The sequence below is a fragment of the Candidatus Neomarinimicrobiota bacterium genome (assembly GCA_022573815.1).
Lineage (GTDB): Bacteria > Fidelibacterota > SORT01 > SORT01 > SORT01 > JACZTG01.
Genome location: JACZTG010000023.1, coordinates 23,966 through 38,256 on the forward strand (window position 1 = coordinate 23,966; position 14,291 = coordinate 38,256).

General features: G+C 44.5%; 10 protein-coding genes. 8 read left to right on the forward strand and 2 right to left on the reverse strand.

Annotated elements, in window-relative coordinates:
* Positions 1–13 precede the first annotated feature (13 nt).
* Positions 14–532, forward strand: a complete 519-nt coding sequence (locus IIB39_08880; GenBank protein MCH8928813.1) for an HIT domain-containing protein — start codon at positions 14–16, stop codon at positions 530–532.
* A 96-nt stretch (positions 533–628) separates the two neighbouring features.
* On the opposite strand, the gene IIB39_08885 is transcribed toward IIB39_08880, so the two are convergent.
* Entirely contained in the window at positions 629–1,387 is a 759-nt protein-coding gene (locus tag IIB39_08885) for an SDR family oxidoreductase (protein ID MCH8928814.1), read from the reverse strand.
* A 190-nt stretch (positions 1,388–1,577) separates the two neighbouring features.
* Between IIB39_08885 and IIB39_08890 the strand changes: the two genes are divergently transcribed.
* The 7 genes from IIB39_08890 (at position 1,578) to carB (ending at position 13,033) form a co-directional block, all read left to right on the forward strand.
* Positions 1,578–1,904: a winged helix-turn-helix transcriptional regulator gene (locus IIB39_08890; protein MCH8928815.1), complete on the forward strand. Its 327-nt coding sequence runs from the start codon at positions 1,578–1,580 to the stop codon at positions 1,902–1,904.
* A gap of 114 nt (positions 1,905–2,018) precedes the next feature.
* Positions 2,019–2,186, forward strand: a complete 168-nt coding sequence (locus IIB39_08895) for a Trm112 family protein (protein ID MCH8928816.1) — start codon at positions 2,019–2,021, stop codon at positions 2,184–2,186.
* 91 nt (positions 2,187–2,277) lie between these two features.
* Positions 2,278–3,294 (forward strand): flippase-like domain-containing protein, encoded by a 1,017-nt coding sequence (locus tag IIB39_08900; GenBank protein ID MCH8928817.1) that lies wholly within the window; start codon positions 2,278–2,280, stop codon positions 3,292–3,294.
* A 46-nt stretch (positions 3,295–3,340) separates the two neighbouring features.
* Entirely contained in the window at positions 3,341–4,654 is a 1,314-nt protein-coding gene (locus IIB39_08905; protein ID MCH8928818.1) for a nucleotide sugar dehydrogenase, read from the forward strand.
* A 21-nt stretch (positions 4,655–4,675) separates the two neighbouring features.
* Positions 4,676–8,113 (forward strand): methionine synthase, encoded by a 3,438-nt coding sequence (metH, locus tag IIB39_08910; protein ID MCH8928819.1) that lies wholly within the window; start codon positions 4,676–4,678, stop codon positions 8,111–8,113.
* Positions 8,114–8,717: 604 nt separating this feature from the next.
* On the forward strand, positions 8,718–9,803 hold the full coding sequence (gene carA / locus IIB39_08915; protein MCH8928820.1) for a glutamine-hydrolyzing carbamoyl-phosphate synthase small subunit: 1,086 nt from the start codon (positions 8,718–8,720) through the stop codon (positions 9,801–9,803).
* Positions 9,800–13,033: a carbamoyl-phosphate synthase large subunit gene (gene carB, locus IIB39_08920; protein MCH8928821.1), complete on the forward strand. Its 3,234-nt coding sequence runs from the start codon at positions 9,800–9,802 to the stop codon at positions 13,031–13,033. The genes carA and carB overlap by 4 nt, the downstream gene beginning before the upstream one ends.
* A gap of 14 nt (positions 13,034–13,047) precedes the next feature.
* Here the strand turns inward: carB and IIB39_08925 are convergent, their stop codons facing one another.
* Positions 13,048–14,172, reverse strand: coding sequence for a DUF5009 domain-containing protein (locus IIB39_08925; GenBank protein MCH8928822.1), 1,125 nt, complete (start codon positions 14,170–14,172; stop codon positions 13,048–13,050).
* Between the last annotated feature and the right edge of the window lie 119 nt (positions 14,173–14,291).

Genomic DNA, 14,291 nt, shown 5'->3' on the forward strand with positions numbered 1-14,291 from the left:
ATGGATTAACTGAATGATTCCGAATGATAACAAGTTATGGGCTCCATGGCGGATGGAATATATCAAACGGGAGATCGCCAATGAATCAGAGAGTTGTTTTCTATGCGATAAACCTAACTCTGAAGATAGTGAAAAAAACCTCATCTTGCTAAAAGGTAAACTGACGTTCGTTGTTATGAATCTTTATCCGTACAATAATTCCCACCTTATGATTTGTCCCTATCGGCACATATCGGATTTTACCGCTCTTTCTAAAGAAGAGAGAAGCGAATCTCAGGAAGTGATTTCAGGGTGCATAAAAATTCTGACCAAACATATGAAACCCGAGGGTTTCAATATTGGATTGAATATCGGCAAGGCAGGAGGCGCAGGCATTGAAGAACACCTTCACTGGCATTTAGTTCCGCGCTGGATAGGGGATACAAATTTTATGCCCGTACTTGGTAACACAAAAGTAATAATGGAAGGGTTGACCGATTCATATAGAAAACTTCAACCTGATTTTGCAGACTTTGAGAAGTCAATATTATAATGCGAGCATCGCTTAGTAGAAAAGCAGCTTAATTTACATTAAGCTGCTTAACAACTATGTTACCAATAGGACAAGTAACGTCTGCAATTCTCTGTGTTACTTAACTCCCAAATTGACAATACCTCCGTCAACGCTAATGTCTTCTCCGACAATGAAAGATGACTCGGATGAGGCGAGAAAAAGCACAGTTTTTGCTATTTCTTCAGTTGTTCCAAATCTTTTTAAGGGAATTAAACTTTTAAAAGATTCTTTCATCCCATCTACTTGATCCTCAGGTATTCCCATTCTATCGAATATAGGAGTCTCAATCGGACCGGGGCTCACAACATTAACCCGTATTCCTCTTTCAGGTAACAGTTCGGCCGAAATAGTGCGTGCCAATGATCTTATAGCTGCTTTGGTAGCGCCATATACGGACATACCCGGGAAGCCCAATCTATGCGCTACCGATGAAACAATTATTATAGAAGCATTGTCATTCAAATGAGGTAAAGCTTTTTGTATTGTAAAGAAAGTTCCTTTGAAATTGAGATCTACACCATCGTCAAATATAGATTCTTCAACTAATGAAAAAGGAACTACGCTGGCACCTCCGGCATTAACCACTAACACGTCAATCTTGCCAAATTTACTTTCAGTTTGGTCGTAAAGATTTTCGATGTCAGCCATCTTTGTTATATCGCCTTGAATAACAAGCGAATCCTTACCTAACTTTTCTGCTGCTTCGTCGAGAGTTTTACGATTTCGCCCCAGTATCGTAACCGAGGCTCCTTCATTAATAAATTCTTTCGCGATGCCTAATCCAATACCGCTATTGCCTCCCGTTATTACAGCCGTTTTTCCACTTAATCGCATCTTATTTTGCTCCGTTTTTTATAATTATATAATTTTATTTAATTTCATTCTGTTTTTAAGGATTCTTTTTAATACTTGACAATATAATATATTGTAAAGTACTTTAAGTCAAGTAGGTACTATAATGTGTTATACGCACTAAAAGAATACTAAGAAGTCCATATTGAATAACGCACACAAAACTTATTATATGCAAAAGACAATTTCCATTATTGGCGGTAAATGGAAGGTTCTGATTCTGTGGCATCTGAGTATTCAGACTTACAGGTTTGGGCAACTGAAAAAGTTATTGCCGGATATAACACAGAAAATGTTGACTCAGCAATTAAGAGAGCTGGAAGCAGAAAAGCTTCTTAACCGAAAAGTGTATGCTGTTATTCCGCCAAAAGTTGAGTATTCATTAACCGAGGAAGGTAAATCTTTAAAACCAATTCTGAAGTCTATGTGCCATTGGGGTAAAAACCACGTAGATCAAAAGGAATTGGAGAATTTCTTGATAGATACGAATGTTGTTTAAGAGATTTTTATAATTCAGCAAGTCTCCAATCACATCAGGGCATCTTCTTGCAATTTGCTGCACAAATAAGTAAATTATCTCCACTTTTGAAAATTTTATACTAAAGGTATTGATATGTTGAAAAAAGAACTATTAGATATTTTGGTCTGCCCCAAGTGTAAAGGTGAACTTGAGCACCTGATTGAAGAAGCAAAGCTGATTTGCCACTCATGCAAACTATCGTACCGAATAGAGAGCGATATCCCTGTAATGCTGATTGACGAAGCAGAACCTGTCGATTAGGATTTTAATTTACATCCCGATAGAATCAATCCCGAACATATCCGACAGGAAAACGATGAAACTAAAATTGAATATTCGAAAAAGTACATAGATGATAAAAAGGCTCATATTAGGTTTGCTTATAAGCATGGTGTTTCTATACTTCGCGTTCAAGGATGTGAGTTGGGGTGATTTTCTGCATTTTATTTTAGGAATTCAGTATCAGTGGCTTATTCCGGCGGCGATAAGTGTGATAGCAAGTTTCATCGTCAGGGCGATTCGCTGGAAAATGCTCGTGGCGCCGATACAAAAAGTTACATTCGATAATACATTTTCCGCTACAATGATCGGTTATATGGGTAATAACGTTTTACCGTTCAGACTTGGCGACCTATTGAGAGCCTTTGCGTTTTCCAAAGACACCGGCATAAAAAAATCAACCACATTGGCATCGCTTCTTCTTGAACGAATTCTTGATCTGCTGACGACTTTAATGGCATTAGGATTAGTATTAGTTTATTTCCCGCATTTTCCGCTTTGGGCTACAAGAGTAGGATATGCCGCTCTTATGATAGTGGCAGGATTAATTACGTTCACGATTTTAATGCAATTCAAAAATGAATACATACTTCGATTTGCGAAGTTCATCCTCAAGCCTATGCCGGACAAATGGAATTCCACCGTTGCGAAAAAACTCATTAGCTTTTCCGATGGGTTGCAGGTAGTATCGCAATATAAAAAGTACTTCGGTCTTCTTCTTGTTTCGATGCTTCACTGGCCTGTTTATATTTCAACGGTCTGGTTCACATTTCAGGCTTTCAATTTCAGCTACGGAATTATAGAAGCATTTGTCGTACTCGTGTTTATCACTTTTGCCGTGGCGATTCCATCAGCGCCTGGTTACGTCGGGACGTTTCACGGTTTGGTAGTGGCATCTATGGCGCTGTTCGGTCTTGCCGGCGATTCCGCGAGAGCATTCGCCGTAGTATTACACGCAATAAATTATGTGCCTGTGACGTTGGTTGGTTTATATTACTTCTGGAAGCGGCAGATTACTTTGAAAGAGGTGGAATCTGAAGTGGAGGAACCCACTGATAATGAGGATATGAGCGGTTTCCCTGAGATTTAATGAGTAATAAATACATTGTTTGAAGTTATTAACCTGAGAGGGAATTATGGGTTACGGTAATAACAAAATATCGGTTATCGGTCTTGGATACGTCGGACTTCCGCTTGCGGCGGAGTTTGCGAAAAAAGGGCTTGAGACCGTAGGGATTGATGTTGATGAATCTAAAATCAAAAATGTCAGAGATGGCGTAAGTTACATTGAGGACATTTCGTCTGAAAGCCTGAAAGCTGTTGTCGATTCCGGAAAATTGACTGCGACGACAGACCTATCGGCGGTAGCTGAAACAGATACAATACTCATTTCAGTTCCTACGCCTGTGACAGAGCATAAGACACCTGAAATCAAATTTATAAAAAGCGTTGTTGACGGCATTGCTCCTTATATCAGAAAAGGTCATATGATAATTCTGCGCAGCACGACCTATCCGGGAACCACAAGAGAATTTATTGTTCCCAAAATGGAAGCTGCAGGATTGGAGATAGGTGTGGATTGTTATGTGGCGTTTGCGCCCGAACGGGTTGACCCCGGAAATGCTAAATACGGTTTCTCTAATACGCCTGTTGTCGTGGGTGGCATCACAGAGGCGTGTACAGATGCAGCGGCAAAGCTGATGGAAGTCATAAGTGAAAAAACCGTAAAGGTTTCCAATCCTGAAGCTGCCGAGATGTCCAAGCTGTTGGAAAATATTTTCAGGAGCGTCAACATTGCATTAATAAATGAAATGGCTATGCTTTGCGACCGGATCGGCGGAATAGATATTTGGGAAGTTGTGGAAGCAGCTTCAACAAAGCCTTTTGGATTCACAAAATTTACGCCGGGTCCCGGAATAGGCGGTCATTGCATTCAGATAGACCCGTATTATCTTTCGTGGAAAGCGAAACAGTATAATTTTTATACCGATTTCATCGAACAGGCGGCAAAAACAAATGAAAATATGCCTCACTACGTGGCGGACAGAATTGTGAAAGCGTTAGCAATGACGACTACGCCTCTGCCTGAGAGCAAAGTTTTAATTCTCGGTCTTGCATACAAGCCTGATATCAACGACCTTAGAAATTCACCCGGCGTGCATGTATGGGAAGCTCTGATACAGCGAGGACTTAAAAATATCGAATATTCCGATCCGTATATTGCTGAATTCACAAGTGAGAATATAAATAAAACTTCGATGAAGCTTACCCCGGAGGTCATCCAAGAATTTGATTGCGTTATAATTATTACCGATCACACCAATTACGATTGGAAAATGATCTTCGACAATGCCAGGTCAATTATTGATACGCGAAACGCATCCTCGAAAGTAGATAGTGTTCCGCCGTACTATTACCTGCTTGGAAGCGGCAACATAGAAAGAACATAACTTGTTAAGGTATGATTATCTGTGACAGACAGGCTTAAAGAATTAAAGAAAGCTCTTCAGGAACGAATATTAGTCCTTGACGGAGCAACAGGAACCGCTCTCGGAGATGTTGCCACAACCGCTGAAGCGTTCGGTGGAGAGCAATACGAGGGGTTATACGAAGCGCTGAACCTATTTTCCCCCGAGCTAGTGCTTCATTTGCATAAGACATACATAGACGCCGGAGCGGACATTATCGAAACGAATACATTCAGCGGTTCTACGATAGTCTTAGAGGAATTCGGTCTTGAATCCAGGACTCGTGAAATTAATCGCAGGGCGGCAGAATTAGCTCGGGAGGCGATAGAAAAATACGGTAACGGAAAGCCGCTATGGGTTGCGGGGTCAATGGGACCTTCAACAAAGACGATACAGGTTACAGGTGGAATTGATTTCGATGGAATCAGAGATGCCTATATGCCGCAGATTTTAGGATTGATAGAGGGCGGTGTGGATTATCTTCTTATTGAAACCTCTCAGGACTCTTTGAACATAAAATCACTTATTATGGCAGTTCAGGAAGCAAATGAAGAGCTTGGAACTTCAATTCCGGTTGCGGTTTCCGTAACTATAGAGACTACAGGCACAATGCTTGCAGGTCAGAATATCGAAGCGGCTGCCTACACGTTTGCTCCATTCGACCTGCTCTATCTTGGACTTAACTGCGCCACGGGTCCGGAATTTATGACAGACCATCTGCGTACGCTGTCGGAACTCTATCCCGGTTTCGTAGCTGTTGTTCCCAACGCCGGGCTGCCGAATGTTGACGGCGAATACGACGAATCCGCTGAGGATCTGTCAACCGTGCTACAGCGATTCGCGAAAAACGGTTGGGTGAATCTCGTTGGAGGTTGTTGTGGCACAAACGATGAATACGTTACTATGATTCACGATAAGGTAAGTAAAATCGAGCCGCGAATTCCTCCTACTGAAATTGACAGTTCTGCCACGGCGGGCTCGGAAGCCTTGGTTCTTGAGGAAGATAACCGACCGGTACTCGTAGGTGAACGAACAAACGTCATCGGTTCACGAAAATTCAAACGGTTGGTGAACGAAAACCGTTTCGAGGAGGCTGCGGAAGTGGGGCGTGCGCAGGCGCGTGGGGGAGCGGGAATACTTGACCTTTGCGTGGCGAATCCCGATAGGGACGAGGAGGAGGATTTTCTTAATATTTTGCGACCTCTTTTGCGGAAGACTCGAACACCGATAATGATTGATTCCACAGACAGCGAAGTTATTGAAGCCGCATTGAAATGTATCGGCGGGAGAGCAGCGATAAATTCTGTTAACTTCGAAGACGGCGAGGATAAAATTCGGAGTGTGGGAGCTCTCGCGAAAAAACATGGTGCGGTTCTTGTTGTGGGGCTTATTGATGAAGACCCAGAACAGGGAATGGCCATCACTGTTGAGCGTAAGCTTCAAGTTTCTGAAAGGGCGCACAATCTACTCACACGAGAATTAGGTTTCAGCGGCGGCGAGATAATATTCGATCCGTTGGTGTTCCCGTGCGGTACAGGTGATGCGAATTATGTCGGCTCTGCCAAGCAGACGATTGAAGGCGTGAAGGCGATAAAAGAGAAGTTTCCTCTTTGCAAAACTATTCTCGGAATAAGCAATGTATCATTCGGTCTTCCGAAGGAGGGCAGAGAGGTGCTGAACGGTGTATTTTTATATCATTGCATTCAGGCAGGTCTGGATTTTGCCATTGTGAATACTACAGGATTGAAACGTTACGCCAGCATCCCGGAAAATGAAAGGGAACTCTGTCTTGATCTCCTATATGACAGAGATAAGGACGCTATAGAAAAATTCACCGAATATTTCAGAGGCGCCAGACCTTCAAGCAAAGAATCGGTGAAAGATCTGCCTGTGAAAGAACGGATAGAATATGCCGTGATAGAAGGTGTGCGCGAGAATCTTATCGAAAATCTCGACGAGGCTTTGAAAGAGACTCCGCCTTTGGATATAATCAACGGTCCATTGATGGACGGGATGGCAATTGTCGGAGAGCGATTCGGGGCGAATCAGCTTATTATCGCTGAAGTACTCGAAAGCGCGGAAGTTATGAAAGCGGCTGTCAGTTATCTTGAGGGGAAACTCCCCGAAGGCGAAAAAGCTCAAAGCAGGGGGAAGATACTCCTTGCTACGGTAAAGGGAGATGTTCACGATATTGGTAAAAATCTTGTGGATATGATACTCTCGAACAACGGTTACGAAGTGGTCAATCTCGGAATAAAAATTCCGCCGGAGAAACTCATTGAAGCCGTGAGGGAGCATAATCCTGATATCATCGGGCTTTCAGGGTTGTTGGTAAAATCCGCTCAGATGATGGTAACAACCGCGGAAGATCTTAAAAATGTAGGCATCGAAACACCGTTAGTTGTCGGCGGCGCGGCTTTGACAAAAGATTTCACACTGACACGGATTTCCCCCTCTTACGGGAATATTGCGTTTTACGCTGAAGACGCCATGAAAGGGTTAACACTTTGTCATACGATTCAAAACCCCGCTGAAAGAGAAAATTTATACGAATCATGGCGGGAAGATCAGGCTGCCCGATTGGAACGCAAAAAGGAAAAAGTTTCTAAGAAGAAAGAAAAAGTGGAAATCATCAATGTGGGTTGGAAGGAAACTGATATTCCGAAAGCGCCCGATTTCGAAACACATCTTTTTGTCCCTGACGATCTTGAGGAAATTTTTTCATACATAAATAAGAAAATGCTTTATGGAAAACATCTGGGGCTTGCAAGATCCGAAATACGGCTAACCGATGCGGAGGATAAGCAGGCGCAAAAAGTCAGAAAAGCCGTAAGACGGATAAAAGATATCGCTATGGAAAGTGATTGGTTTCAACCCAAAGCGCTGTATCAATGGGTTAATTCATGGTCTGAGGGAGACAGTATCATTTGGAATAACGGAAGCGGCAACGTTGAGATTAAAATGCCGAGGCAGGATAAAGAACCCTTTTCGTGCGCTGCGGATTGGGTTGCTCCGGAAGGAAAAGAAGATACGATTGCGATGTTCCTGACCACCTGTGGAAAAGAACCGAATGAAGTAGCTCTGAAATGGAAAGAAGAAGGGAGGCTGCTTGATAGCTTTATATTACAGGTTCTGGCGATTGAAACCGCAGAAGCGTTGGCTGAATTGGTTCATAAGAAAATTAGAGCGGAGTGGGGAACTCCCGACAAAGAGGATATTACTCTAAAGGAGATGTTCAAAACAGCATATAGGGGCGTTCGATTGTCGTTTGGTTATCCTGCCTGTCCCGATCTTGAGGATCAGACTAAACTGTTCGAGATTCTCAAGCCGGAGAAAAGTGTGGGCGTTCGCCTGACATCAGGATTTATGATGGAACCGGAAGCGTCGGTTAGCGCTATAGTGTTTCACCATCCCGATGGACGATATTTCCGCGCTGAATAGTTAGTGCACGGATTCTGTTTTATCTTAATTTTATTTCCGCTAAAACCCATCCCTCCTTTCTAAGGAGGGGACAAAGGGGTGGTTGGATTATTTCGGTGGCGGGACAGGCAAAAAGCCCTAACTGGCGCTATAATTCTCTCCCCTTGAGGGGAGTGTCCGCCGGCTGGCGGACGAGGGGTGTGATTATTTTTAACGGAAGATTTTGATAATATATCGGAATCACACCCTCTCCCGATAAATCAGGATAAACTCACCTCCCTCCAGGGAAGAGGCTGTCTTAAATTTAGCAGGCAGAGTCAATCAGCCGGCGGATTCACAATGACGGACTAAGATGATATCCACCTTATCGTCATTGCGAGGAGTCTGAAGGACGACGCGGCAATCTCAGCTCTTTCGGAATCAGAATAATCAGATTATTCTGACTAAAAAATAAATTCTGCTTGTAATCGTCAAATCTGTATATTATTATTTTGCTAATGTATTTGATCATTTTACCTGCTAACAATTAGCGGGATATGGTGCCCGGAATGGCTAATATCCCAAACCTGACACCTATTACTATCTGTTTTTCTTTTCTGTTTTTAAATTCGCTTAAGATAATATTTTGAAGGCTCGTCTTATATTAGAAGACGGGAGTATCTTCACGGGGAATTCATTCGCATCGGAAAAAGATGCTTTCGGCGAGATAGTGTTTAATACTTCAATGTCCGGCTATCAGGAGATTATCACAGACCCGTCATACGCCGGGCAGATAGTGATGATGACATATCCTCACATCGGTAATTACGGGGTGAACAGTGATGATATGGAATCAGAAAAACCCTTCCTGAAAGGATTTATCGTAAAGGAATTGTGCGAAATTCCGAGCAATTATCGCTCGGAAGAATCTCTTGAAGAATTTCTAAAACGTAATGGTATAACAGGTTTACAGGGTATTGATACACGAGCCGTCACTCGAAGGATACGGGAGACCGGAGCGATGCGGTGTATGATAACGACTTCTGATCTCTCCGATGAGGAATTAGTCGCAAAAGTAATGAAATCCGAAGAGATGGCGGGCTCTGAACTCGCTTCGTTCGTCAGCTCGGAGAAACCGCAAACCTTCGGGAACGATGGCGCAAAATATCACGTCGCTGTTCTTGATTTCGGAGTAAAAGGAAATATCCTACAGGAACTTCTGAACAGAGAATGCAGACTGACAGTTCTGCCGGCGAAGACATCAGCTGACGAGATATTAAAAATTAATCCTGATGGAGTTCTCCTGTCAAACGGACCGGGCGACCCAGCTGCCGTAGATTACGCAATCGAAAACATCAGAAAAATGGTAGGGCAAATTCCGGTGTTCGGTATTTGTCTCGGGCATCAATTGCTTGCTCTTGCGTTAGGAGCGGAAACCTATAAACTAAAATTCGGACACCGCGGAGCGAACCATCCTGTTAAAGAACTTTCTACGGGGAAAGTAGAGATAACCGTCCAAAATCATGGATTTGCTGTTACGCCGGATTCGATAAACGATGATGAGATTGAGATAACACATTTGAATTTGAATGACGGGACTATTGAAGGTTTGAGGCATAAGAAGTTACCGCTGTTCTCTGTGCAGTATCATCCCGAAGCCTCACCGGGTCCGCACGACAGCCGATATCTGTTCGACAGGTTTATCGATATGATGAAGGAGAACGGCAGCTGAAACCCGATAGACCTAAATCGGTTTTAATCATCGGTTCCGGCCCGATAGTGATCGGGCAGGGAGCGGAATTCGATTACTCCGGCACACAGGCTTGCAAAGTTCTGAAAAGCGAGGGAATAAGGGTTATTTTGGTTAACAGTAACCCCGCTACGATAATGACAGACCCGGAAATCGCCGATGCTACATATGTTGAGCCTATAACGGCAGCCGTCCTCGAAGAAGTGATAAAGAAGGAAAAACCCGATGCGATATTGCCCACAATGGGCGGTCAGACCGGACTGAACGTTGCGGTAGAACTTGCGGAATCAGGTTTCTTAGACAAGCATAACGTTGAATTGATCGGCGCAAAATTGGAAGCGATAAAAAAAGCTGAAGACAGAGACCTGTTCAAAAAGGCAGCGGCAGCGGTGGGTCTGAATGTTCCTTTAGGCGACATCGCGCGGTCTTGGGAGGATGCGGAAAAGCTCATTGAGAAAATCGGATTCCCGGCGATCATTCGACCCGCATTTACACTTGGCGGTTCAGGCGGAAACACGGCATACAATATAGAAGAGTATAAAACTCAAGTCGAATGGGGCTTAGCGGCAAGTCCGGTTTCGGAGCTGATGATAGAGCAGTCGATAATCGGTTGGAAAGAATATGAGCTGGAAGTGATGAGAGACAGAGCGGATAACGTAGTGATTGTCTGCTCGATAGAAAATTTCGATCCTATGGGGGTGCACACCGGAGACAGTATTACAGTGGCGCCGCAGCAGACATTATCCGATGTGGAATATCAGGAAATGAGGGATAAATCCATCGCTCTCATACGTGAGATAGGCGTGGAAACGGGCGGCTCGAATATTCAGTTTGCCGTCAATCCGAAAAACGGCGAAATGATGGTGATAGAAATGAACCCGCGCGTTTCCAGGAGTTCGGCGCTTGCCAGCAAGGCTACTGGGTTTCCGATAGCGAAGATAGCTGCTCAATTGGCGATAGGCTACACGCTTGACGAGATCGTCAACGACATTACCGGGGAAACTCCGGCGTGTTTTGAACCGACGCTGGATTACATCGTTGTAAAAATTCCCAGATGGGACTTCGAGAAATTCCCCAAGACCGACAAGCGGCTCGGGGTTCAGATGAAAGCTGTCGGCGAGGTGATGGCGTTCGGCAGGAACTTCCGGGAAGCTTTACAGAAAGCGCTCAGGTCGCTGGAGATAGGAAGAAGCGGACTCGAAGAGGAATCGCTGAGCGTTTTATACGAAACTTCAGATGAAGAAAAGTTGAGCGAAATGCGAACCAACCTTGGAATGGTACGCAGCAGAAAAATATTCGATATTCGAGCGGCTTTTATTTTAGGAATGGAAGTTGACGAAGTAAACAAACTGACGCAGATAGACCCCTGGTTCCTGAATCAGATTAAAATGATAGTAAAGGACGAAAAAGAGATAGCTCTGTTAGGGAGTAACGGCGGATTCAAAGACGCAGAGTCTATCAGGAAAGCAAAAGAAAACGGTTTTTCAGATGTTCACATCGCCTATATGACTGGGACTACGGAAGAAGAGTTCCGCGCTAAAAGAAAAGAAATGGGCGTTAAGGCGGTCTTCAAAACAGTGGACACCTGCGCGGCGGAGTTTCGGTCTAACACGCCTTATATGTATTCCACTTATGAGCAGGAGGATGAGAATCAAAAAACCGGGAAGAAGAATGTCATTATTCTCGGCAGCGGTCCAAACAGGATAGGACAGGGGATAGAGTTCGATTATTGCTGCGTGCATGCGGTTATGGCGCTTAGGGAAGAAGGGTACGAAGTCTCTATGATAAACTGTAATCCCGAAACTGTCAGCACAGATTATGATACTACGGATAAGCTGTTTTTCGAGCCGTTGACTTTCGAGGATGTGATGAACGTTGTGGATTCGGAGGAGCCTGACGGCATTATGATTCAATTCGGCGGGCAGACTCCGCTTAAGTTGGCTTCCGCACTTCAAAAGGCGGGCTGTACTATTCTCGGCACATCACCGGAGAATATAGATTTTGCCGAAGACAGGGAAAAGTTCGGGGAGGTTCTAAACGGTCTTAACATAAAACACCCTGATTACGGTGTGGCATATTCTGTTGAAGAGGCTGTGGAAGTTGCGGAGCGAATAGGATTCCCCGTGCTTGTGAGACCTTCATATGTTCTGGGCGGCAGGGGAATGCAAATTGCTTACGAGGTTGATTCCATGAGGATATTTATGAAACGCGCGGCGGAAGTGACCCCGGAGCATCCCGTTTTTATAGATAATTTTATTGAAGGAGCCACAGAATTTGATGTGGACGCTATCTATGATGGTGAGAAGGTGCTTATCGGCGGGATAATGCAGCATATTGAGGAGGTCGGGATACATTCGGGAGATTCCGCTTGTGTGCTTCCCCCTTATCAGGTCAGCGGTAAGGAATTGGAAATTATCAGGGAATATACGGAGAAGATAGCGATTGCATTGGAAGTCAGGGGGCTTTTGAATGTTCAGTACGCCACAAGAGACGGAGTAGTCTATGTCATTGAAGCGAATCCGCGCGGCTCGAGGACCGTACCGTTCGTCAGCAAATCAACAGGATTGCAACTTGCCAAGATAGCCGCGAAAGTCGCCGTAGGGATAACCTTAAAAGAACAAGGAATTGAAGAACCGCCCGAGTTGACTCATATAGCGATAAAAGAGCCTGTATTTCCGTTTACCAAGTTTCCCGGAATTTCGGTTTTCGGAGGACCCGAAATGCGTTCCACAGGCGAGGTTATGGGGATATCCCATTCATTCGGAGAAGCGTTCGCCAAAGCGTTCTGGGCTAAAGGTCATAAACTCCCCGAATCGGGAGGCGTTTTTATCAGCGTGAATGACGGCGATAAACGAAAAGCGGTGGAAATCGCCCGTGATTTCGCCGAATTAGGCTTTGATTTGATAGCCACCGATGGAACTGCCAAAGTTCTGCGTCAGAACGGTTTGAACGCTAAATCGGTCCATAAAGTGGCTGAAAACCGCCCGAATGTTGTTGACCTGATAGTGAATGGAGAGATAAATATTATTGTGAATACGCCTCTCGGCAAGGCGTCTCGCTACGATGAGCGGGCTATCGGGGACGCGGCAATCAAGTATCAACTGCCGTGCATCACTACTATTTCGGGAGCGGCGGCAGCTGTTCGAGGTATCAGAGCGCTGAAAAGAGGCGGCGTTCTGAACGTTAAAAGCCTTCAGGAATATCATAAGTAAATTCTGACGTTCCGTCAGATCTTGATATAGAGTTTCTTCCTGTCCATCAGCCACATCAGCAGTAAAAATCCGCTAATATAGGAAAGCGCCCACGCCAAGGAAGCGCCCATTGGAGGGAGCCACGAAGTATATAATGCGTGGTAAAGCACCTGTTGAAGATTTGTTGTACTGTTATCGGGATTGGTGAATTTTATCAGGAACGTTATCCGTGCTACGAAGCCTGAGAGGACAAATACCGCTATCGAGTTTTTGCCGTATAGAACGAACGGACGCGTCCATTTTCGCCAGTTCATTACCTCAACAGCCCAGTAACAGAACGCAAGGAATATGAGAGCAAAGCCTGTTGTATAAACGACATACGAGCTGGTCCAGATAGCCTTATTCCAGGGGAACCACATATCCATTATCCAGCCTATCAGAAGTCCGAGGTTTCCGGCTATCAGCATCCAGACAGTAATTTCTATCTTGGTTTTGTCCGCTTTCAGCCACCAGCCGGTGAGAACACCGGTGAGCGTTGTGGCGATCGCAGGCAGAGTACTGAACAGACCTTCCGGATCCCAGGTTTTAGTCTGGCTCCACATATGCCCTGTCAGTAATTTCTGATCAATAAACGCTGCAAAATTTCCTTCAGGCGACAGATCACCTGCGCCAAAGCCGGGTACGGGAATCAGATTCATAGCGAGCCAATAAAACGTAAGCAGTCCGAGAGCCCAAAATGCCTGTCCTTTCCACTTACTGTTGAGAACAATAATAGAGGTAAAGAAATAACAAACAGCGATACGCTGGAGAACACCGGGAATTCTGATGGTGGACAGATTGAAATATGGGAAGCCCGCTAAGAACATTCCAAGCGCAAAAATAATAATGCTTCGGCGGCTGACTGCAAGCATCAAAGATTTCTTGCTTGCTCCCGCCTCCAAGCGTTTCGGCATTGACAGCGTCATCGCCACGCCCACAATAAAGAGGAAGAAAGGGAAAATCAAATCGGTAAATGTCACTCCGTGCCATTCCGAGTGACGGAGCTGCGGATATACATTACTCCAGCTGCCGGGATTGTTTACGAGAATCATTCCGGCAATGGTTATTCCGCGAAACGCATCTAACGAAATTAGCCGCCCGGAATTTCCGGATTCGCTCATTATTGATACCTATATAGTGAAAGAATTAATGAAGAATATCTTACATACATTAGGAAGTTTCAAGGAGTATCTTCTATCTGGTTCTTGATTTTAGTTTCAGAACTAAGATATATTGGAAT

What these genes read in the sequence shown, in the direction of transcription:
- IIB39_08880 (MCH8928813.1), top strand. Translation starts at nt 14, where the DNA reads ATGATTCCGAATGATAACAAGTTATGGGCTCCATGGCGGATGGAATAT.
- IIB39_08885 (MCH8928814.1), bottom strand. Translation starts at nt 1,387, where the DNA reads ATGCGATTAAGTGGAAAAACGGCTGTAATAACGGGAGGCAATAGCGGT.
- IIB39_08890 (MCH8928815.1), top strand. Translation starts at nt 1,578, where the DNA reads ATGCAAAAGACAATTTCCATTATTGGCGGTAAATGGAAGGTTCTGATT.
- IIB39_08895 (MCH8928816.1), top strand. Translation starts at nt 2,019, where the DNA reads ATGTTGAAAAAAGAACTATTAGATATTTTGGTCTGCCCCAAGTGTAAA.
- IIB39_08900 (MCH8928817.1), top strand. Translation starts at nt 2,278, where the DNA reads ATGATAAAAAGGCTCATATTAGGTTTGCTTATAAGCATGGTGTTTCTA.
- IIB39_08905 (MCH8928818.1), top strand. Translation starts at nt 3,341, where the DNA reads ATGGGTTACGGTAATAACAAAATATCGGTTATCGGTCTTGGATACGTC.
- IIB39_08925 (MCH8928822.1), bottom strand. Translation starts at nt 14,172, where the DNA reads ATGAGCGAATCCGGAAATTCCGGGCGGCTAATTTCGTTAGATGCGTTT.